Here is a 21557-nt window from a genome sequence, read left to right on the forward strand (position 1 = left end):
ATGAACATGCCGACGGAACAGGCCGCCATGATGCAGGCCGAAGCACAAGCACAATCACAAGAGACTCAGGCACCGTACGACAAATCGGACTTGACCTTGCGCGATCGCCTGATCGAAGCGGGCATTCTGCTCGATACGGGCGAAGATGGTCTTTACGGCCGCAGCGAAGTATTCGAGGACGTCGTCGAGCGCCTCAATCAGGCGATCACGATGCTCGGCGCGGATCAGCACGCGGAAGTGCTGCGTTTTCCGCCCGCGATGCGCCGCCGCGATTTCGAGGACAGCGAGTATCTGAAGAGCTTCCCGAATCTCGCGGGCACGATTCACTCGTTCCAGGGCAACGACCGCGGGCATCATCGCCTGCTCGAAGCGCTCGACAAGATCGTGCATATCGGCGAGGAAGAAGAACGCTCCGATGAATGGATGGATCAGCAGAAGCCCACGCGCCTCGTGCTCACGCCGGCCGCATGCTATCCGATCTATCCGCTCGTCGCGAAGCGCGGCAAGCTCGCTGAAGACGGCGCGACCTTCGATGCGTTCTCGTACTGCTTCCGTCACGAGCCGTCCATCGATCCCGGCCGCATGCAGATGTTCCGCATGCGCGAGTACATTCGCGTCGGCAGCCCCGAACAGGTGATGGCATTCCGTCAGAAGTGGATCGAGCGCGGTTCGCTGCTCGTGAATCTGCTCGCACTGCCGTTCGAAATCGACCTCGCCAACGACCCGTTCTTCGGGCGCGGCGGCATGATCGTCGCGGATAGCCAGCGCGCGCAGCAACTGAAGTTCGAATTGCTCGTGCCCGTCGCGACACCCGACCGCCCGACCGCGTGCCTGTCGTTCAACTATCACCAGGACCATTTCGGCGAGCTCTGGCACATCAGCCAGGCGGACGATCAGGTCGCGCATACCGCATGCGTCGGTTTCGGCATGGAGCGCACGACGCTCGCGCTCTTCCGTCACCACGGACTCGATGTCAAGGCGTGGCCCGAGAAAGTGCGTCAACTGCTGTGGGGCGACAAGGGGCCGCTCATCGAAGAAGGCCTCGCGAATCTGGGAAGCCAGACATGAACGCACGCTCGCCGGCAGAAGCCGTGATCGACACGTCCACGTCCGCGAACGGCGAGTACCGTCAACACGCGCTGCATCGTGAAGAGCGCGTATGGCTGGAGACGAACTGTTATGTCGACTTGTGGATCGAGCTGCTGCATCACTACGGCTGCGATCCGCATGCGGCGCTCAGCTTCACGGTGACGCAGGCGTTCGAGGGCGATCAGTTCACGTTCCCGAAGTTCTCGCTCGACGATATCTCGCGGCTCTACGGCCTGCAGGCCCAGGAGCTCGCGATCTACGACACGCTGGAAGCGCACGTGCGCGAGCAGACGCGGCGCGGGCACATGGTCGTGGTGGAGATGGACTCGTACTATCTGCCCGATACGCGCGCGACCGCGTATCGGCAGACGCATACGAAGACGACTATCGCCATCGATGCAATCGACACCGACGCGAAGCGCATCACGTACTTCCATAACGCGGGTTATTTCGCGTTGTCGGGCGAGGACTACGATGGCGTGTTCCGGCTCATGCCCGGCCTCGCAAGCGATGTGCACGCGCTCTTTCCGTACGTCGAGTTCGTGAAGCGCGCGCGTGCGCCGCTCGAAGGCGATGCGATGGTGCAACGCTCGGTCGAGCTGCTCGCCTTGCGGCTCGCGGATCGTCCCGCGACGAATCCGGTCGCGCAATGGCGTGCCGCATTCCCCGAGCACTTGCGCGCGTTGCTCGAACGTGATCCCGCGTACTATCACCTCTACACGTTCAACGTGATGCGTCAGCTCGGCTCGAACTTCGAGTTGCTGTCGAAGTATCTCGGCTGGCTGAACCGGCACGGCGTGAAAGTGTCGTGCGACATCCAGACGAGCGCGCAGGCGATTGCCAGCGAAGCGATGGTCATGCAGTTCCGTCTCGCGCGCGCCCGCATGCGCTCGCGCATCGACCCTTGCGAAGATTGCCTCGATTCGATGCAGGCTTCGTACGACAAGGTCATCGAGCCGCTCGCCGCGCGCTTTCTCTGAACGCCAAAGCCGCGCACATCGCGCGGCTTTGGCGTCGTTCTCCGAATCCCGTCAACGAGGTAGGCACATGCACGTCCTGTCCGCGCACGCGCCGCGGCGTCTCTCCGAAGGCTGGCAATGCGTGAGCACGCCTGCGGGTGCGTGCGCGACGCCCGCATCGCTCGATGCGCTCACCACGCAGTGGATCGAAGCGCCCGTACCTGGCACGATCGCGTCCGCCCTGCGCGCGAGCGGCGCCAGCGATGAAGCGCTTGCGCAGCCGTTCGCGTATTCGGATCACTGGTATCGCGTGACCTTGCGCGGGCACGGCAAGCGGCGCCTGCGCTTCAACGGGCTTGCGACCTTCGCCGAGATATGGCTCGATGGTCGCAAGCTGCTCGAATCGGATTCGATGTTCGTCGCGCATGATCTCGATGTCGATCTCGATGGCGAGCACACGCTTCATCTGTGCTTTCGCTCGATCGCGCCCGCGCTGGCCGCAAAACGAGGACGCGCGCGCTGGCGTCCGAAGCTCGCGCAACCCGCCACGTTGCGCAATGTGCGCACGACGCTCTTCGGGCATATGTCCGGCTGGTGCCCGGCCATTCAACCGGCGGGACCGTGGCGGGCGATCGAACTGATCGGCGAGTCGCGTGCGTGCATAGACAACGTGGACATGCGCACGCGTGTCGATGAAAGCACTGGCATTCTCGATGTCACGGTGCGCTACTTTCATGCGCAGGAACAAGCACCGGTTCATATCGAATGCGGCGAAGCGCAAGCCATGATGCAATGGCAGGACCCGTACACGGTCACGGGCCGCGTGCGCGTGCCGGACGTGCGCTTGTGGTATCCGCATACGCACGGCGAGCCGGCGCGCTATGCCGTGAAGCTCGGCGAAATCGAGCTCGGCGAAGTCGGCTTTCGCACCATCGAAGTCGATCGCGGCGTGGACGACAAGGGCTTTCAGCTCGTCGTGAACGGCGTGCCCGTGTTCGCGCGCGGTGCGTGCTGGACATCGGCGGATATCGTCGCGCTCGATGCGTCGCGCGAGAAGCTGGATCACATCTTCGGGTTGATGCGCGACGCGGGACTCAACATCGTTCGCGTGAGCGGCATCACGCTCTACGAATCCGACACGTTCTACGAACTCGCCGACAAGCACGGCGTGCTCGTGTGGCAGGACTTCGCGTTCGCGAACTTCGACTATCCCGACGACGAAGCCTTTCGCGCCAGCGTGCAACGCGAAGCCGAACAGTTCTTGACCCGCACGCGCCGCTTCGCTTCGCTCGCGGTGTTGTGCGGGGGAAGCGAAGTGCATCAGCAGGCGGCGATGCTCGGCCTTCCGTTCGAGGCGTATCAGCAACGCCTCTTCAATGAGCTCTTGCCGAATGCAGTTGCGATGCAACGGCCCGATGTTGCGTATGTCGTGAACTCGCCGAGCGCTGCGCCCGGCGATACCGTGTCGATGCCGTTCGGCACGCACGGCGGCATCACGCATTACTACGGCGTGCCCGCGTATCAGCGTTCTTTCGATGACGTGCGCCGCTCGCAGGTGCGTTTCGCGTCGGAATGCCTCGCGTTCGCCAACGTGCCCGACGATGTCGCGCTGCGCGCCATGCCGAACCCGCGCGCCCATGAGCCGCGCTGGAAAACAGGCGTGCCGCGCGACCCCGGCTCGGCATGGGACTTCGACGACGTGCGCGAGTACTATATGCAAACGCTTTATCGCATGGACGTGCCGCGTTTGCGCTATGAAAACCCCGAGCGCTATCTGGAGCTATCGCGCGCCGTCGTCGCCGATGTGATCGGTGCGGTGTTCTCGGAGTGGCGTCGCGAAGGATCGACCTGTGCGGGCGGCATCGTATGGAATCTGCTCGACGTGCGCCCGGGTGCGGGCTGGGGCGTCATCGACGTGCTCGGTGCGCCGAAGAGTGCGTTGCACGGACTCGCGCGCGTGCTGCGACCGGTGCAGGCGCTGATTATCGATGAAGGACTCGACGGCCTCGACGTGCATCTCGTCAACGAGACCGCGCGCGAGATTCGTGCGCGCGTCGAACTGACTTGCCTGCGTGAAGGCGCGGTCAAGGTCGCGGGCGGTTCATGCGATGTCGTGTTGCAGGCGCGCAGCGTGCAGCGCGTGTCGTCGAATGCGCTGATCGGTGCGTTCTTCGACATCACATATGCATACCGCTTCGGCCCGCGTGCACACGACGCAACGCATGTCGTCTTGCGTGATGCCGATACGGGCGATGTGATGTCGGAAGCGTTCCATTTCCCCGATCCGTCGATTGGCGAGCGCCGCGATATCGGCTTGAATGCGACTGTCGAAAAAGACGACGAGGGCTTTTGTCTCGTCGTCGAAACGGCGCAGCTTGCGCGCTGGGTGCACGTGGTCGATCCGAACTACTTCGCGCGCATCGACTGGTTCCACCTCGCGCCAGGCAGCACGCGGCGCGTTCCGCTCATTGCGCGGCACGCGAACGTGAGCGCCGCGCCCGAGGGCGATGTATGCGCGATCAATGCGATACGGAGCGCCGCCTATCGCGCCGTCTATCGCGCCGTCTAACGCCCGAATGCGTCCGTTTCAACGCGCCGTCCGTTGAGAAACGCATCGGCCACGAGACGCAGCGGGCGCACGTCGACATCGCTCGTCTTCGTTTCGATGAGCGCGTGAAAGTGCTCGTATAGCGCGGGATATTCGCGCTCGCGTCCGATGTCGATGTCCTTGCCCGCGATGGACAAGCGCTTGCCGCCCTCGCGCATCGACAGACGGCCCGCGTCCGTTTCCACGTCGATATCCCATTCCTCGACCGGCCCGTGACGCCAGTCGAACACAGCGCGCACCGGCGCGCCGTTCGTTGCGATGCAATCGAGTTGCGCCGCGATCGGCGTGGACGTATCGCTCGGCATGGTCAGCGTGGCTCCGCGCAACGCGACTTCATGCGGCAAGATGCGCGTGACGATCGACAGCGCGTTGATGCCCGGATCGAACACGCCGAGCCCGCCCGGTTCCCAGATCCATTGCTGTCCCGGATGCCAGCGGCGCACGTCTTCCTTCCAGCGCACTTCGACAGAACGAATCGCGCCTGCGTTCTTCGCAAGCCACTCGCGCGACGGTTCTACGGCGCTCGCCGCGCGCGAGTGCCACGATGCGAACAGCGTGCAGCCATGCGCCCGCGCGACCTCGTCCAGGGCCGCGACTTCGCTCACGCTCGCGCCCGGCGGCTTTTCCAGCATCACGTGCTTGCCCGCTTCGAGCGCGGCCAGCGCCTGCGCGTAGCGAACTTGCGGCGGCGCGCAAAGCGACACGGCATCGATTGCGGGCTCGGCGGCGAGCAGCGCGTCGATATCCGGATAGTTGCGCACGCCATCGACGCTCGCATTGCGGCTCGCGCACGCGACGAGTTCGAATCCTGGCTGCGCCGCGATCGCGGGCAAGTGCTGATCCCGCGCGATCTTGCCGATGCCCACGACGGCGAGCTTATAAACGCCTTTCATGCGATGTCTCCTTTCGCTCCGAGTGTGTTCGAGCGTAAAGATACCCTATCGCATCCATCACGCTGACACAGCCATCTCCACCCGCGCGCGATATCGTTCGATCAAACGCTCGCGCTTCTTCGCGACCGCCGCCATGTTGCGCTCCTTCACATGGCCAAAGCCGCGGATTTCATCAGGCAGCTTCGCGAGTTGCAGCGCCGTGTCGAAGCGGTCTTCATCGAGCGTCGAACAGAATTCGTCGACGAGCGCGAGATAATCCGCGATCATCCGGCGCTCCGTGCGGCGCTCGGCCGTCTTGCCGAATACATCGAGCGACGTGCCGCGCAAGCGTTTCATCTTCGCGAGGACGCGGAATGCGGGCAGCATCCACGCGCCGAAGGTCTGCTTCACGAGATGACCGTGTTCGTCACGCTTTGCGAACAGCGGCGGCGCGAGATGGAACATCAGCTTGTAATCGCGGCCCGGTTCGCCTTCGAACTGCTCGCGCAACTTGTCGAGATACGCGGGATCGGCATAAAGACGCGCGACTTCGTACTCGTCCTTATAGGCCATGAGCTTCGCGAGATTCACCGCGACCGCGCGCGTGAGCGGCAGCTTCGCGTTCAACGCCTTTTCCTTCTCGCGGAGGCGCTCGACCACCGTGCGATACGAGCGCGCATACGCTTCGCTTTGATACGCCGTCAGCAAAGCCTCACGCGTCGCGATCACGTTGTCGAGCGACTCGGGCATCTTCATGACGATCGCATGCTGCGCGGTTTTGAGCAAATCGCCCGCGCCATGTTGCGCGACGTATCGGCCCCAGTCGAATGCGAGCCAGTTCTTCTCGACCGCAACGCCATTCAGTTCGATTGCGCGCTTGAGGCTTTCGAGTTCGAGCGGCAACCAGCCCTTCTGCCATGCGAAGCCGAGCAAGAGCGGATTCGAATAAATGGTATCGCCGAGCAGCTTCAGCGCGAGCGCGTTGGCATCGACGAATGCGCAGCCCGCGCCGATGCTGTCCGATAGCGCCTGCTCCGTTTGCGCGGCGGGAAACGTCCATTGCGCATCGGTGACGAAGGCGGCGGTCGGCGTCGCGCCGCTGTTGATGGCGGCCTGCGTGATGCCATGCCGCGTGCGCGAGAGCACATCGTTCGATGCCGACACGATCGCATCGCAACCGATCACGAGCCGCGCCTCGCCCGTCGCGATGCGCGTCGCATGCAGCGCCTGCGGCTCCGGTGCGATCTGTACGTGGCTCAGCACCGCGCCACCCTTCTGCGCGAGACCGGCCATGTCGAGCACCGTGACGCCCTTGCGCTCGATATGCGCCGCCATGCCGATCAATCCGCCGATCGTCACGACACCCGTTCCGCCGACGCCGGTCACGAGAATGCCGTAAGGCTTCGACAATGCGGGCAATGCCGGCAACGGCAAGGCATCGAAATCGGGCTGCGCGCCCCCGGCCGCTTTCGGCTTGCGAACCTGTGCGCCTTCGGCCGTGACGAAGCTCGGGCAAAAGCCCTTCACGCACGAAAAATCCTTGTTGCACGACGACTGATTGATCTTGCGCTTGGTGCCGAGCGGCGTGTCCATCGGTTCGACGGACAGGCAATTCGATTGCACCGAGCAGTCGCCGCAGCCTTCGCACACGGCGTCGTTGATGAACGCGCGGCGTGCGGGGTCAGGATACGTGCCGCGCTTGCGGCGACGGCGCTTTTCCGTCGCACATGTCTGGTCGTAGATCAAAATGGTCGTGCCTTGCGTATCGCGCAACTCGCGCTGAATGCGATCGAGTTCATCACGATGATGCACGCTCACGCCTTCAGGCAATGCGACTTTCGCATCGTATTTCTGCGGCTCGTCCGTCACGATGACGATGCGCTTCGCGCCTTCCGCGAAGACCTGATGCGCGATCTGCGGCACCGTCAATACGCCGTCGACGGGCTGTCCGCCGGTCATCGCGACCGCGTCGTTATAAAGAATCTTATAGGTGATGTTCGCATTCGCAGCGATCGCCGCGCGCACCGCGAGCAAGCCCGAATGGAAATACGTGCCGTCGCCGAGATTGACGAACACATGCTTGTCGCCCGAGAAATGCATCTGACCGATCCATGCGACGCCCTCGCCGCCCATCTGGCTGAAGGTCTCGGTCTTGCGATCCATCCACATCGACATGTAGTGGCAGCCGATGCCGGCGAGCGCGCGCGAACCCTCGGGCACGCGCGTCGACGTGTTATGCGGACAGCCCGAGCAGAACCACGGCTTTCGTTCGACCTCGACGCGCGGCTTGATCGCCTCGCGCTCTTTTGCTTCGATGGTCTCGACGCGCGCGAGCATGCGCGCGCGCACATCGGCGGGAAGATCGGCGCGCGCAAGACGCCGCGCGATGGCCTTCGCGATCAGCGCGGGCGATAGCTCGTAGTGCGCGGGCAACAGCCAGTCGCCGCGCGGCACGGACCATTCGCCGCCTTCGTTGTCGCGCTCATCGAACTTGCCGTAGATGCGGGGACGCACATCCTCGCGCCAGTTATATAGCTCTTCTTTCAGCGCATATTCCAGGATCTGCCGCTTCTCTTCGACGACGAGAATCTCTTCGAGACCGGTTGCGAATGCGCGTGCGTCCTGCGCATCGAGCGGCCACACGCAGCCCACTTTCAGCACTCGAAGGCCGATCTGCGCGCAGGTTACATCGTCGAGGCCGAGGTCGACGAGCGCCTGACGCACGTCGAGATAGGCCTTGCCCGCGGTGATGATGCCGAAGCGCGGCTTGTCTGAATCGATTACTACGCGATTGAGCTTATTGGCGCGCACATACGCCAGGGCCGCGTACCACTTCTCGTCGAGCAGACGCGCTTCCTGCGCGAGCGGCGAATCGGGCCAGCGGATGTTGAGGCCGCCATCGGGCATTGCGTAGTCGGTCGGCGTGACGATCTCCACGCGGTCCGGATCGAGATCGATCGATGCGGTGGATTCGACCACATCGGTCACGCATTTCATCGCGACCCATAGACCCGAGTAACGGCTCATCGCCCAGCCGTGCAGACCGTAGTCGAGATATTCCTGCACGTTCGACGGATACAGCACCGGAATGCCCGCCGCAATGAACGCATGATCCGATTGATGCGCGACCGACGACGACTTGGCCGCGTGATCGTCGCCCGCGAGCACGAGCACGCCGCCGTGCCTGTCGGTGCCCGCGGAATTCGCGTGCTTGAAGACATCGCCCGTGCGGTCCACGCCCGGGCCCTTGCCGTACCACATGCCGAACACGCCGTCGCGCGTCGCGCCGGGCCACAGGTTGATCTGCTGCGTGCCCCAGATCGAGGTCGCCGCGAGATCCTCGTTCACGCCCGGCTGGAACACGATGTCGTTGTCTTTCAGATGCTGCTTCGCCTTCCACAGCGACTGATCGAGCGCGCCGAGCGGCGAGCCGCGATAGCCTGAAACGAAGCCCGCCGTATTCAGCCCGGCCTTGCGATCGCGCGCCTTTTGCAGCATCGGCAGACGCACGAGCGCCTGTGTGCCGCTGATATAGACGCGGCCTTTCTCCAGCGTGTATTTGTCGTCGAGGGAAATGGTTGCGGCTTCCAGCGCGGCGCGGTCGGGTGCATTCATCGGGGCTCGTCTCCGGGTTCGGGAATTTTGTTTTTTGCCGAGTATAGGAAGCCGATTCGACATCGTAAAATCACGAATAAACAACTCTGGTATCTGAAAATCAGATGGCCTTCGACCTCACGCTCCGGCAATTGCGCTACTTCGTGGCCGCCGCACAAACCGGCCAGTTCTCGATGGCGGCGGCGAACGAGCATGTATCGCAATCGGCGATCACCAATGCGGTGCTCGCGCTCGAGAGCGCGTTGGGCACGAAGCTCTTCGAGCGCCTGCCGCAAGGCGTGGCGCTGACGCCCGATGGTCAGGACTTTCATAATCACGCGCGCCGCGTGCTCGATGCCGCCCGCGACGCCATGCACATGCCGCCGTTCCGTGCGCACGACATGCGCGGCGTCGCGCGCATCGCGGCGTCGTACACGGTGCTCGGGTATTTTTTGCCGGAGTTGCTCGCGCGCTTCCGTGCGACGTATCCGTTCATCGATTTCGATCTGCGCGACATGGAACGGCCGCAGATCGAAGAAGCGGTGGCGAATGGCGATGTCGATATCGGCGTCGTGCTGCTATCGAATCTGCAGCGACCGGACCGCTTCGACAGTCAGGTGCTGATGCGCTCGCGCAGGCAGTTGTGGGTCGCGCCGATGCATCCGCTCGCGCAGCAGCAGGCGGTGTCGCTGAAGGACATCGCCGAGCATCCTTACATTCTCATCACCGTCGATGAAGGCGAGCAATCGACGATGCGTTATTGGCACAAGAAGCGCCTCGAACCGAATATCGCGTTTCGCACGAGTTCGATGGAGGCGTTGCGCGGACTGGTGGCACACGGCTTCGGCGTCACCGTGCTGTCGGACATGGTGTTTCGGCCGTGGTCCCTCGAAGGCAAACGTATCGAGGCGCGGCCCGTGAACGATGCCATTCCTCATATGGAAGCGGGCATGATCTGGCGCAAGGGCGCGACCTTGAGCGCGCCGTCGACGGCCGTGCAGCAGTTCCTGATACACGCGTGCGGGGCCTGACGCACGCGCGATGCGCTCGATTATTGCGCGCCGGCCAGCGACGTGATGATTGCATACGCGGCCTTCACGCGATCCTCGTTCGGTATGTTCCGGTTCGCCAGCATCACGATGCCGATACGCTCCTTCGGCACGAACGCGATATATGTGCCGAAGCCGTTGGTCGAGCCGGTCTTGTTGATCCATACATCATCGCGCGGGGCTTGCGGCGGATCGATCCGCGTGACGGGCGTCGCGTTCAGGATCATCGCCGATGCGTTCCCGTCTAGCAGCGACTGCAATGCGGCCGGATACGGATACTGCTCCCAGATAAGATCCTGCGTCATCGGGCCGGCCTGGAAATAGCCCGTGTGCGTCGCATCGACGGCACGCTGAAATGCAGGGTCGATGCGGACCATCTTCATGTTGATCTGCAAGAAGCGCGTCATGTCGGCGGCCGTCGATCTCACGCCGTAGGCCTCGGACGACAGCACGCCGCCTTTCATGCGGATCGGCGTCTCGTCCTTCGCATAGCCTTGCGCATAGTCGCGCTGCTTCGACGCGGGCACGTCGATATAGCTGTGCTTCAGGCCGAGCGCTGGAAACAGGCGCGTTTGCATCAGCGTATCGAAGTTTTCGTTCATGCTCTTCGCCGCGATCAGCCCGAGCGTGCCGATGCCCGGATTCGCATAGGTGCGGATCGTGCCGGGCGGCCCGGCGGGACGCCACGTCCTGAAGTACTGCATGAGTTGGGCGTCGTTGTGAACCTCGTCGGGCACTTGCAGCGGCAGACCGCCCGGCGTGTGCGTGCCGAGATTCAATAGCGTTACCTTGCCGAACGCCGTGCCGTCGAGCGACGGAAGGTGCCTGCTCACCGCATCGTTCAGGGAAAGATCGCCTTCGATCTGCGCATAGGACGCGAGTGTCGCAGTAAACGTCTTGCTGACCGAGCCGAGTTCGAAAAGCGTATCGTGCGTGACCGGCTGCTTCGTCGCTTTCGACGCGACACCGTAATCGAACACATACGGCCTGCCATCCACGACGACGCCCACCGCCATGCCCGCGATGCCATGCAGTGCCATCAGCGGCCTGATCGTTCGATCGACCGTCTGCCTGATCTTCGCAGTGTCGCGATCGGCGGCGAGCGCGGCGCCGGACATCGCGCCAAAAGAAAATATGGCAGTCGCCAAGAGACTCAGCGCACGAAACTTCATCGTCTTGATCCTTCGTTCTGGTTTGCATGATTGGAACGAAGCGAAATATCCGCTCTTTTTCGTGCTTCGACAATCGAGGATAATTTGCCGCACGCAATAGAAAATCTTATGCGACCCATGCGTCCTCATCTTCCCCTGAACGCACTGCGCGCGTTCGAAGCATCCGCGCGGCATCTGAGCTTCACGCGCGCCGCGCAGGAACTGAACGTGACGCAGGCGGCCGTCAGCCAGCAAGTGCGCGCGCTCGAGGAACGGCTCGGCACACCGCTCTTCCGACGCCTGCCGCGCGGCCTGAACGTCACCGACGAAGGCCGCGCGCTCCTGCCCGTACTGAGCGATGCGTTCGGCCGCATCGAAGCCGTGCTCAAGCAGTTCGAAGGCGGCCATTTTCATGAAGTGCTGACGGTGGGCGTCGTCGGCACATTCGCGGTCGGCTGGCTGATGCCGCGGCTGAAGGCGTTTCGCGAGACGCATCCGTTCGTCGAATTGCGGCTGCTCACGCATAACAATCTCGTCGATCCGGCGTCGGAAGGACTCGACTTCGCGATTCGCTTCGGCACAGGCATCTGGCCGGCGACGTACAACACGCCGCTGCTCGATGCGCCGCTCGCCGTGCTATGCGCGCCGGATATCGCGCGCCGCCTCGGCAAGCCGTCCGATCTCGCGAACGAAGTGCTGCTGCGCTCCTATCGCGCCGACGACTGGACCGACTGGTTCCACGCCGCCGGCCTCGACGCGTGGACGATGAACGGCCCCGTCTTCGATTCGTCGCGTCTGATGGTGGAAGCCGCGGTGCAAGGCGCGGGCGTCGCGCTCGCGCCGCCGCGCATGTTCGTGCGCGAGCTGCAGGCCGGGCTGCTCGTGCAGCCGTTCGACATCGAAGTGAAGACCGGCGGCTACTGGCTCACGTGGCTCAAGTCGCGAAAGCTGTCGCACGGCATGCGGCTCTTTCTCGACTGGATCCTCGCGCAGGCCGCGCAAGCGCCTTGATGGATTTCATGGCGCCTCAACGCCGCGCGCGACGCCTGCCCGCAGCCCAGTCGTCCGCAAGCGGCACTGACGAGAACAGCAAGAGCAACGCGGCGAGCGGCACGGTCGTGGCAAAGCCGAGATGCGCGAAGCCGATCGCGCCCGCGAAGCCGCCGAGAATGAACATCGCGAAGAGCGAGCTCAGCAGCACGAGGCGCGCGTGATTCGCGCGCACATAGCTGGCATCGTGCCGCGCAATGCCGCGGTTCCAGTACAGACTCTTGCCGATTTCTATACCGATGTCGGTGACGAGACCGGTCACGTGCGTCGTCCGGATCTCGGCCTTCGAGATCTTTGTGATCATTGCATTTTGCAGGCCCATCACGAAACACAGCAGCGCGACGGTCAACGGCACGTCCCACACGCGATGCGTCTCGAGATTCGCGCCAAGAATGCCGAAAACGAGCAGGAGCGCGGCTTCGAGCAGAAGCGGCAAGGCGAACACGCTGTGCGCGCGCCGCTGTCGTCCCCAGCTGATCAGCACCGCCGAGGTCGCGGCGCCGCAGAGAAACGCGCCGACTGCGCCGATCGCTGAAAACACGAACGCCACCTGGCCGAGCACGAGGTTATCGGCGATCGAAGACACGAGCCCCGACATGTGCGACGTGTATTGCCCCACCGCGAGAAAGCCGCCCGCGTTCGCCGCACCCGCGACGAATGCGAGCGCGCAGCCCAGGCGCCGGTTGGCGGAATCGGTGCGGCTGGGCGAAGTCAGGCCCCGGAGGTAGGCGATCGGCATGGCGGCGCGGGCATAAGAACTGAGTGGAAAAGATAGCACGACAATTTGCGTGCCCGACCATCCTTTCACCGAACGCGAAGTGAAAAAAAATCATAAGTCGATAGCATGCTAACGAATAGAGTTCTCGTTATAATCCGGCCGCATGACCCATCTCGACATCCTGCGCCGCTCCGTGAGCAGCACGCTCGTGCTTGCCGCGCGACGCTGGCGCCGCACGAGTCACGGCGTGCTCGCCTCGTACGGCGTGTCGGAAGCATGCGCGGTGCCGCTGCTCACGGCCAATCGGCTCGGCGAGGCGGTGCGTCAGGTGACGCTCGCGGAGCATGTCGGCATCGAAGGGCCATCGCTCGTGCGGCTGCTCGATCAGCTTTGCGCGGCAGGCCTCGTGCGACGCGACGAAGACCCGGAAGACAAGCGCGCGAAAACCATCACGCTCACCGATGAAGGCCGCGCGGTCACCGCGCGCATGGAAGAGCGCCTCGTGACGCTGCGCGCGCGGCTGCTGAAGGGCGTGAGCCGCGAGGATCTCGAAACCACGCTGCGCGTGCTCAATGCGTTCAGCGCATCGCCGGATGCAAAACTGCTCGCCGCGCTGGAAGCGCTCGACGACGCCGCAAAGCCCGTCCGCCCAGCCGGCAGGCGCGGAGCATAGCGCCATGTCCTTTCCTTCCGCGCGCGAGTGGCTCTTTTCCGCCAAGACCTTCGCCGCCGCGATGATCGCGCTTTACATCGGCCTCGCGCTCGAACTGCCGCGTCCGTACTGGGCGATGGCGACCGTCTATATCGTGTCGAATCCGTTCGTCGGCGCGACGCGCTCGAAGGCGCTCTATCGCGCGCTCGGCACGATGATCGGCGCGGCGGGCGCGGTGCTGATCGTGCCGCCTTTCGTCGAGTCGCCGTTTCTCTTCAGTGTGATCGTCGCGTTATGGACGGGCACGCTGCTCTATCTCTCCATGTTCGACCGCAGCGCGCGCAGCTATGTCTTTCTGCTCGCGGGCTATACGCTGCCGTTGATCGCCCTGCCCGCCGTCACCAACCCGATCACGGTCTTCGATCTCGCGATCACGCGCACCGAGGAGATTCTGCTCGGCATCGTGGTGGCGAGCATCGTCGGCAGCGCGGTGCTTCCTAGCCGGCTCGCGCCGACGCTCATCGAACGAACGGACGCATGGTTTCGCGATGCCGCGTTCTATGCGTGCGAGACGCTCTCGGGACATATCGCGGGGGCATCGATTTCAGCGGCACGCCAGCGGCTCGCGGCAACGGTCAACGGCCTCGAATTCCTGCTGAGCCAGCTGACTTACGATCACACGCGGCCCGATATCATCCGACGCGCGCGCGCGTTGCAGGGCCGCATGCAAATCTTCCTGCCGCTGATTTCGTCGATGGCCGATCCGCTCATCGAACTGATCGACAAGCACGGCGCGCATCCTCGAGGTCTTGAACAACTGTTGAAGGACGTGGCCGCATGGGTCGGCTCGCCGATGCCGCGCGCGGAGCAGGATGTGGAAGACGAGCGCGAGCCCGATGCGCTGCGCGAACGCATCCAGGCGATGCGTCCCTCCGTCGAAGCGCTGGCGAGCGCCGACGGCGCACTGCTGTCGAATGCGCTGTGGCGTCTCGGTCAGGTCGTCGATGTATGGCAGGACATTCGCGCGCTGCGTGCGGCGATTCTCAACGAGACGAGCGAATGGCGTCCGCACTTCCGTCACTGGCGGCTCGGCGGCACGGCGCGCTTCTTCGATCGCGGCATGATGCTCTTTTCGACGGGCGTCGCGGTCAGCGCGATCATCGTCGCGTGCGCACTCTGGATCGAATCGGGCTGGAACGATGGCGCTGGCGCCGTGACGCTCGCCGCCGTCGCGTGCTGCTTCTTCGCCGCGCTCGACGAGCCCGCGCCGCAAGTGTTCACCTTCTTTCTCGCGACCTGCATGAGCGTCGTGTTGGCCGGCCTCTATGTGTTCGCCGTGCTGCCCCACGTGCACGACTTCCCGATGCTCGTGCTGATCTTCTCCGTGCCCTTTCTCATCATCGGCACGCTCATTCCGCGGCCGCGCTTCACGCTCGTGACGATGCTCACGGCCGTAAACACCGCGACGTTTATCAGCATTCAGAGCGCCTACGAAGCGGACTTCTTCGTGTTCATCAACAGCAATCTCGCGGGCGTCGCGGGCCTGCTCTTCGCGTTCATCTGGACGCGCATGACGCGGCCCTTCGGCGCGGAACTCGCTGCCGCGCGGCTCACGCGTTCGGCCTGGGCGGATATCGTGTTGAGCGCGTCGGCAGCGGAAGTCATTCAGGACCAGCGCGAACTCTATGCACGCATGCTCGACAGGCTGATGCAACTCTTGCCGCGTCATGCCGCAACGGACTCGCATCGTCACCCATCGATCGAAAGCTTTCGCGATTTCCGCGTCGCGTTGAATGCGCTCGATCTGCGCCGCACGCGCCGCAAGCTGCCGATCGAATTGCAGACCTCGGTCGATACCGTGCTCGATGCATTGCGTCATTACTTCGAACTCTGCATCGCGCGCCGCACGCGTCAGCCGGTGCCTGTCGAACTCATTCGCAGCATCGATGCGACGAGCGCGCAGGTCACATCCCGCGCGATCACGCAGTCGCAAGACGTGGTCGCGGAGAAATGGCTGCGGGACACGCTGCACGCGCTCGTCGGCATGCGCCTGTCGCTGCATCCACCCGCGACGCAGACGCAGCCCGGCATCGCGAACGGCGCGCCGCCGCGCGAGGAGCCGGCATGATCTTTAAATTTGCTCTTTCATCGGAACGCCACACATGATCGGCGAAATCGACATTCTCGGCGTGTTCGTGCCTGCGGTGCTCGTGCTGATGTTCATCGCCTATCTCTTGAATCTCGCGATCCGCACCGTGCTCGCGCGCGTCGGCTTCTATCGCTTCGTGTGGCACCGTTCCATTTTCGATCTCGGCATCTATGTTCTGGTGCTGGGCGTTGTCGTCATCGTTTCGCAGCGGCTCATCTCGTGAAAAAAACCTGGTTCTCCCTCGGGCAGATTCTGCTTACGCTCATCGTCGTCGCGATTGCGTGCGTCGTGTTATGGAAGCTCGTCGATTACTACATGTTCGCGCCGTGGACGCGCGACGGTCACGTGCGCGCCGACGTGATCCAGGTCGCGCCCGACGTGTCCGGCCTCATCACCGACGTGAAGGTAATCGACAATCAGCAGGTCAGAAAGGGCGATGTCCTCTTCGTGATCGATCAGGCGCGCTACACGCTCGCGCTGCGCAATGCGCAGGCTACCGCGCAGCAACGCCGCGCGACGCTCGATCAGGCGCGGCGCGAAGATGCGCGCAATCGCGCGCTCGGCAATCTCGTCGCGCGTGAAGTCGTCGAGGAAACGCATTCGCGCGTCGAGCAGGCGACCGCCGCGCTCGCCGATGCCGAAGTCGCCATCGACACGGCGCGTCTCAATCTGCAACGCACCGAGATTCTCAGTCCCGTCGACGGTTATCTCAACGATCGCGCGCCGCGCGTCGGCGAATTCGTGTCGGCGGGACGCGCGGTACTCTCGGTCGTCGACATGCATTCGTTCCGCGTCGATGGCTACTTCGAGGAAACGAAGCTCGGCGGCATCGATATCGGCCAGCCTGTCGATATCAAGGTGATGGGCGAGCCGGGCCTCCTGCGCGGACATGTGCAGAGCATCGTCGCGGCAATCGAGGATCGCGACCGTCAGCAAAGCTCGAGTCTTCTGCCGAACGTGAATCCTGCCTTTAGCTGGGTGCGTCTCGCGCAGCGCATTCCGGTGCGTGTGACGCTCGATGAGATTCCGGCGGACTTTCGCATGATCGCGGGCCGCACCGCGACGGTCTCGGTGCGCGGCATCGGTCCGAAGATCGGCAAGCGCGCGGCGTCGGAGACCTCGCCGGCTTCTGCGCCTGCGCCGACTTCGAGCGTGTCGGCCCCCGCGTCGGGCGCATCGCAATGAAAGCGGTCGCCATCGCTGTTTCGTCTGCCATCGCGCTCTTCGGCTGCACCACGGTCGGCCCGAACTACACGCTGCCCGATCACGCGGCGATCAAAGCGCCCTACGCGAACGCGGCCATCGACGGCGCGGATCGCGCGCCCGTCACGCAAGGCGAAGTGCCCGCCAAATGGTGGCGCCTCTATGACGATCCCGTCGTCGATCAACTCGTGGCCGCGGCGCTCGCGTCGAACACCGACCTGCGCGTGGCCGCCGCGAATCTCGCACGCTCGCGCGCCGAAGTCGAATTTGCGAACCGGCAAGGCGGATTCTCGGGCAAGACATCGGCGGCGTTTCAGCGCGCGCAGGAATCGGCGGAGCAATATCTGTTGACGGAGAAGATTCCTGTCGTCAATGAAGGCGCGCTCGATCTTTCCATTTCATATGAGATCGATCTCTTCGGCAAGCTGAAGCGCGGCGTCGAAGCGGCGAATGCCGACGATGAAGCCGTCGAAGCCGCGCAGGACCTCGCGCGCATCACGGTCGTCGCGGATGTCGTGCGCGCGTATGTCGAAGCGTGCTCGGCGGGCGAAGAGCTGGAGATCGCACAGAAGTCGCTCGATTTGCAGAAGCAGCGCGTGAAGCTCACGCAACGTCTGCGCGACGCGGGCCGCGGCAATCAGTCGGAAGTCACGCGCGGGCAGACTCAGGCCGATACGCTCGCCGCCGACATTCCGCGCTTCATCGCGCGCCGCCGTGTCGCGCAGTATCGGCTTGCGATGCTGCTTGCGCGCGCGCCTTCGGACTTGCCCCGAGCCGCCCTCGCCTGCAAGCGGCTGCCGAAGCTGCGCGCGCCGATTCCTGTCGGCGATGGCGCAGCGCTCCTCAGACGCCGCCCCGACGTGCGTCAGGCGGAGCGGCAGCTCGCGTCATCGACGGCGCGCATCGGTGTGGCCACCGCCGCGTTGTATCCGTCGGTGAGCCTTGGTGCGTCGGTCGGGTCGGTGGGTGTCGTGGAAGATCTTTTCGGCGCGAACACGAACCGCTGGGCGTTCGGGCCGCTCATCAGCTGGAGCTTTCCGATCAACGGTCAACGCGCGCGCGTGCATCAGGCCGAAGCGGCGACGGGCGGCGCGCTTGCACAGTTCGACGGCGTCGTGCTGAAGGCGCTGCAGGAGACGCAGAGCAGCCTCGCCACATACGCATCCGATACCACGCGCGCCGATGCATTGCGCACCGCGTATAAATCGGCGATCGAATCGGCCGATGAAACGAACCGGCTGTATCGCGCGGGCCGCGAGTCGTTCCTCAACGACCTCGACGCGACGCGTACATTGACCGGCGTCGCGGCGCAGGTCGCGGCCGCCGAAGGCCAGGTCGCGATCGATCAGGTGAACCTCTTCCGCGCGCTCGGCGGCGGCTGGGAAACCGACGAAGCAGTCGCGAAGAACTCGAAGCAAAAATGAGGCGATCGTGCGTGCGAGCGAATATCGATTCATTACCGTCTGGAGGATCGCGGCGCCGCTTCAATCCGTGTGGGACGCGATCCACGATCCGTCGGCGTGGCCGCATTGGTGGGCGTGCGTCGAACGTGTGATCGAAGTGGAAACGGGCGCGCGCGATGGCGTCGGCGCGTTGCATCGTTATACATGGAAAGGACGTTTGCCGTATCGCGTGCGCTTCGACATGCGTGTTACGCGCGTCGAGCCGCTGATGTCGCTCGAAGGGGAAGCGAGTGGCGATGTCGAAGGCTCGGGGTGCTGGCACTTTTCATCGCAGAATGACGTGACGATCGTGCGATACGAATGGCGCGTGCGCACCGGACGCGGATGGATGAAGCTGCTTGCGCCGATCGCGCGGCCGCTCTTCAAATGGAAGCACGACTACGTGATGCAGCGCGGCGCCGAAGCGCTTGCAAGGCGGCTCGATGCGCGGCTCGTGGGCGTGGAGCATCGTGAAGCGCAGAGGTGAGGCGGGCTTGGCACCGGATCACCCCCGCACCGCAATCATGTCCTCGTCGCGGATATTCCACGTATTGATCCTCATCCGTTTTAGCCTTATCCCGCCGGCCTTAACGATTACACGGCAAGCGCCGCGCAATCACGCCGCGCCGCGACGATGCGCCCGCCATTGCGCACAGAAACCTCGTGAGGTCCGCGGCGGGCATCGGCCGGCACAGTCCGTCTGCATCCCATTGCGCGATATTGCGGCACACATTGCGCAACACCCAGTCGCCGATCTGAACGATGAGGCACGAGCGCATCGCGAAAGGGCGAGCTCGCGCAACGGGATCGATTCATAGCGACGTCGCCTGATCCAGCACCGATGCCAGAATCATCGCGCCCGCGTTGCCCGGAACCGGCCGCGGATTCGGCCCGTACACACGGTCGCCCGGACGGATCTCGACGCCGCTCATCGCGCACACGCCGGCGGTGCGCGCGCGCATCGCGCGCCACACCTGATCGCCATAGCAGCAGCGCGTCGGATCGCGCCATTCGATCGTCGCCGTGGTGCTCGACGGACGCTCGATCAGCTTCACGGTGACGCGGCGCTCGCCCGTTTGACTGAAGGGACGCCTCGCCGAAGGCGCCTCGAAACTCACGCCATCATTCAGCGACGTCAATCGAAAGATCGTCTGTGCCCACGGATCGAGCGCGATTGCAGCTTCGGCCATAGCCGGCTCCTTATTGAAGAATGGGGTGAACCGATCCGCTCACGCCGCCTCGAGCGGGTTTGTCTGCCAGTGCCTCGCCGTCGCGGCGACGAAGCGCCTGCGAAGGCCGCAGCGAAGCGCGATATCGAGAATGCGCATCGCGACCACTCCAAATTAATCAAACGAAAATCACGCGCCTAGCCGTACATACGGTTGACGAGACCGCCCATTGGTTGAGTCAACCTATATGAAGGTTTGATTCGCGCAGGGCTCGGCGAGGAGCTAACACCTTCGTATGAGCGCGTCAGACGCGCGCATGAGACGGCTCATCCGCACGTCGCATGCGATGCAGCCGGACGGTTCGATCCACGGCGCACGCGCCATGCGAACGTTTAGCCGATGCACCGATGGTTGGTGCGAGCACGCTCCTTCGTAGGTGTAGTCGAGGCGCGCGCCGGGCGATACATTGTCATCAAGGTCGCAACACGAACACAGACCGACGGCCTTGACCAAGGGAAACCGAAGAGAATATTTATTTCGGATACCCGAATACATACGCATCATCCACCAGGAATAGATCATGAAAAAATACCTCGTCAGCTTCACCCTCGTTGCCGCCACGCTCGCCGCGCCCGCTCTGGCATTCGCGCAGTCGAACGGTCCCGTCACACGCGCACAGGTCCGCGCCGATCTCGTCGCGGTCGAAAAGGCAGGTTATAACCCCGCGCTCGCGAGCGATCCGTACTACCCGTCCGACATTCAGGCGGCAGAAGCGAAGGTCGCCGCGCAACATGCCGACGCAGTGCGGACGTACGGGGGCGCGCAAACCGGCACGAGTGCATCGGGTGCACCGAAGCATGTCTCGATGAACAACACGTGCGTCGGCCCGATCGACTTCTGTCAGCCGTTCTTCGGTAGCTGATGCGCGCGTCCGGATCGATGATCTCTCATTCGCACAAGCGGAGTCCTTCATGAAGCGAATCTTGCAAGCAGCCTCGGTGCTGGCGCTGTCGGCCGGTGTGTTCGCATCGGCTGGCGCAATGGCTCAGAATGCCGCCCCGGCCGCCGATGCCCATGCGCCCGTCAGGAACATCGTCCTCGTTCACGGCGCGTGGGTCGATGGCTCGGGATGGAAGCCGGTCTACGACATCCTGACCCGGGACGGCTATCACGTCACGATGGTCCAGGAACCCCTGACCTCGCTCGAAGGCGATGTCGCCGCAACCAGGCGCGTGCTCGACCTGCAAAACGGTCCGACCATTCTCGTCGGCCATAGCTACGGCGGGTCGGTCATCACGGAAGCGGGCGTGCATACGAATGTCGCCGGGCTCGTCTACGTCGCGGCGCATGCGCCGAATGTGGGCGAGGACGAAGGCGCGCTCGGCAAGAAAACGCCCAGCTTCCTCGCGAAGCAGACGGACGCCGTCGAAAAGACAGCGGATGGCTACACGTACCTGAACCCCGCCGTCTTCTCGAAAGACTTCGCCGCGGATCTGCCGCTCAGGCAGGCCACGTTCGAATCGCGCTCGCAGATTCTGACATCGGCGCAAGTCTTCACGACGCCGCTGACGGCTGCAGCATGGACGTCGAAGCCGAGCTGGGGCATCGTCGCGGGCAGCGACAAGATCATCAATCCGGATCTCGAACGCTGGTACTACGAGCGCGCGCATAGTCACATCACGGTCATTCCCGGCGCGAGCCATTCCGTGTATGAATCGAAGCCGCAACAGGTCGCGGCGGTGATCGAAGATGCCGCGAAGCATGCGGTGCAATAGGTGACGCGATCGCGCGGCCGTCGTGCCCTTGCACGGCAGCCGCGCGTATTCGTCTGCGGTTTTCCCTTCTTGCCGCT

At 63.8% G+C, this 21557-nt stretch carries 18 protein-coding genes; 13 read left to right on the top strand and 5 right to left on the bottom strand.

From position 1 onward, the window contains the following. From NCT32_RS22810 to NCT32_RS22820, 3 genes are all read left to right on the top strand, one after another. Nucleotides 1-1068: an amino acid--[acyl-carrier-protein] ligase gene (locus tag NCT32_RS22810; RefSeq protein WP_061117166.1), complete on the top strand. Its 1068-nt coding sequence runs from the start codon at nucleotides 1-3 to the stop codon at nucleotides 1066-1068. Then, nucleotides 1065-2069, top strand: coding sequence for a DUF1839 family protein (locus NCT32_RS22815; protein ID WP_061117167.1), 1005 nt, complete (start codon nucleotides 1065-1067; stop codon nucleotides 2067-2069). The genes NCT32_RS22810 and NCT32_RS22815 overlap by 4 nt, the downstream gene beginning before the upstream one ends. A gap of 67 nt (nucleotides 2070-2136) precedes the next feature. After that, entirely contained in the window at nucleotides 2137-4617 is a 2481-nt protein-coding gene (locus tag NCT32_RS22820) for a glycosyl hydrolase 2 galactose-binding domain-containing protein (protein WP_061117168.1), read from the top strand. Here NCT32_RS22820 and NCT32_RS22825 read toward each other — a convergent pair. Further along, nucleotides 4614-5549 (bottom strand): Gfo/Idh/MocA family protein, encoded by a 936-nt coding sequence (locus tag NCT32_RS22825; RefSeq protein ID WP_061117169.1) that lies wholly within the window; start codon nucleotides 5547-5549, stop codon nucleotides 4614-4616. The two genes, NCT32_RS22820 and NCT32_RS22825, sit on opposite strands and share 4 nt — an antisense overlap. A gap of 57 nt (nucleotides 5550-5606) precedes the next feature. Next, the gene (locus tag NCT32_RS22830; protein WP_250477693.1) at nucleotides 5607-9143 is read right to left on the bottom strand and encodes an indolepyruvate ferredoxin oxidoreductase family protein; all 3537 of its coding nucleotides are present in this window, start codon (nucleotides 9141-9143) and stop codon (nucleotides 5607-5609) included. Nucleotides 9144-9247: 104 nt separating this feature from the next. Here NCT32_RS22830 and NCT32_RS22835 point away from each other — a divergent pair, with 104 nt between their 5' ends. Beyond that, on the top strand, nucleotides 9248-10153 hold the full coding sequence (locus tag NCT32_RS22835) for a LysR family transcriptional regulator (RefSeq protein ID WP_061117171.1): 906 nt from the start codon (nucleotides 9248-9250) through the stop codon (nucleotides 10151-10153). A 20-nt stretch (nucleotides 10154-10173) separates the two neighbouring features. Here the strand turns inward: NCT32_RS22835 and ampC are convergent, their stop codons facing one another. Beyond that, a complete protein-coding gene (gene ampC / locus NCT32_RS22840) occupies nucleotides 10174-11343 on the bottom strand; it encodes a class C beta-lactamase (RefSeq protein WP_061117172.1) in 1170 nt (389 codons plus the stop codon). Nucleotides 11344-11451: 108 nt separating this feature from the next. On the opposite strand from ampC, the gene NCT32_RS22845 reads away from it, so the two are divergent. After that, nucleotides 11452-12333 (top strand): LysR family transcriptional regulator, encoded by an 882-nt coding sequence (locus NCT32_RS22845; protein WP_061117173.1) that lies wholly within the window; start codon nucleotides 11452-11454, stop codon nucleotides 12331-12333. Between the two features lie 16 nt (nucleotides 12334-12349). Here the strand turns inward: NCT32_RS22845 and NCT32_RS22850 are convergent, their stop codons facing one another. Next, nucleotides 12350-13111 (bottom strand): YoaK family protein, encoded by a 762-nt coding sequence (locus tag NCT32_RS22850; protein WP_061117174.1) that lies wholly within the window; start codon nucleotides 13109-13111, stop codon nucleotides 12350-12352. A gap of 142 nt (nucleotides 13112-13253) precedes the next feature. Here NCT32_RS22850 and NCT32_RS22855 point away from each other — a divergent pair, with 142 nt between their 5' ends. The 6 genes from NCT32_RS22855 to NCT32_RS22880 are packed head-to-tail and all read left to right on the top strand — an operon-like array spanning nucleotide 13254 to nucleotide 19023. Beyond that, nucleotides 13254-13763, top strand: coding sequence for a MarR family winged helix-turn-helix transcriptional regulator (locus NCT32_RS22855; RefSeq protein WP_061117175.1), 510 nt, complete (start codon nucleotides 13254-13256; stop codon nucleotides 13761-13763). Between the two features lie 4 nt (nucleotides 13764-13767). Beyond that, complete coding sequence (locus NCT32_RS22860) at nucleotides 13768-15870, top strand: FUSC family protein (protein WP_061117176.1); 2103 nt, start codon at nucleotides 13768-13770, stop codon at nucleotides 15868-15870. A 34-nt stretch (nucleotides 15871-15904) separates the two neighbouring features. Beyond that, nucleotides 15905-16114: a DUF1656 domain-containing protein gene (locus NCT32_RS22865; RefSeq protein WP_061117177.1), complete on the top strand. Its 210-nt coding sequence runs from the start codon at nucleotides 15905-15907 to the stop codon at nucleotides 16112-16114. Then, entirely contained in the window at nucleotides 16111-17076 is a 966-nt protein-coding gene (locus NCT32_RS22870) for an HlyD family secretion protein (RefSeq protein WP_061117178.1), read from the top strand. The genes NCT32_RS22865 and NCT32_RS22870 overlap by 4 nt, the downstream gene beginning before the upstream one ends. Continuing rightward, nucleotides 17073-18518 (top strand): efflux transporter outer membrane subunit, encoded by a 1446-nt coding sequence (locus tag NCT32_RS22875; RefSeq protein ID WP_061117179.1) that lies wholly within the window; start codon nucleotides 17073-17075, stop codon nucleotides 18516-18518. The genes NCT32_RS22870 and NCT32_RS22875 overlap by 4 nt, the downstream gene beginning before the upstream one ends. 7 nt (nucleotides 18519-18525) lie before the next feature. Then, the gene (locus NCT32_RS22880) at nucleotides 18526-19023 is read left to right on the top strand and encodes an SRPBCC family protein (RefSeq protein ID WP_250490559.1); all 498 of its coding nucleotides are present in this window, start codon (nucleotides 18526-18528) and stop codon (nucleotides 19021-19023) included. Between the two features lie 325 nt (nucleotides 19024-19348). On the opposite strand, the gene NCT32_RS22885 is transcribed toward NCT32_RS22880, so the two are convergent. Further along, nucleotides 19349-19726, bottom strand: a complete 378-nt coding sequence (locus tag NCT32_RS22885) for a DUF3331 domain-containing protein (protein WP_061117182.1) — start codon at nucleotides 19724-19726, stop codon at nucleotides 19349-19351. Nucleotides 19727-20285: 559 nt separating this feature from the next. Here NCT32_RS22885 and NCT32_RS22890 point away from each other — a divergent pair. Next, the gene (locus NCT32_RS22890) at nucleotides 20286-20627 is read left to right on the top strand and encodes a DUF4148 domain-containing protein (RefSeq protein ID WP_061117183.1); all 342 of its coding nucleotides are present in this window, start codon (nucleotides 20286-20288) and stop codon (nucleotides 20625-20627) included. A 49-nt stretch (nucleotides 20628-20676) separates the two neighbouring features. Then, entirely contained in the window at nucleotides 20677-21480 is an 804-nt protein-coding gene (locus tag NCT32_RS22895) for an alpha/beta hydrolase (RefSeq protein WP_250490560.1), read from the top strand. Nucleotides 21481-21557: the final 77 nt, after the last annotated feature.

This window comes from Caballeronia sp. INML2 (genome assembly GCF_023631365.1).
Lineage (GTDB): Bacteria > Pseudomonadota > Gammaproteobacteria > Burkholderiales > Burkholderiaceae > Caballeronia > Caballeronia turbans.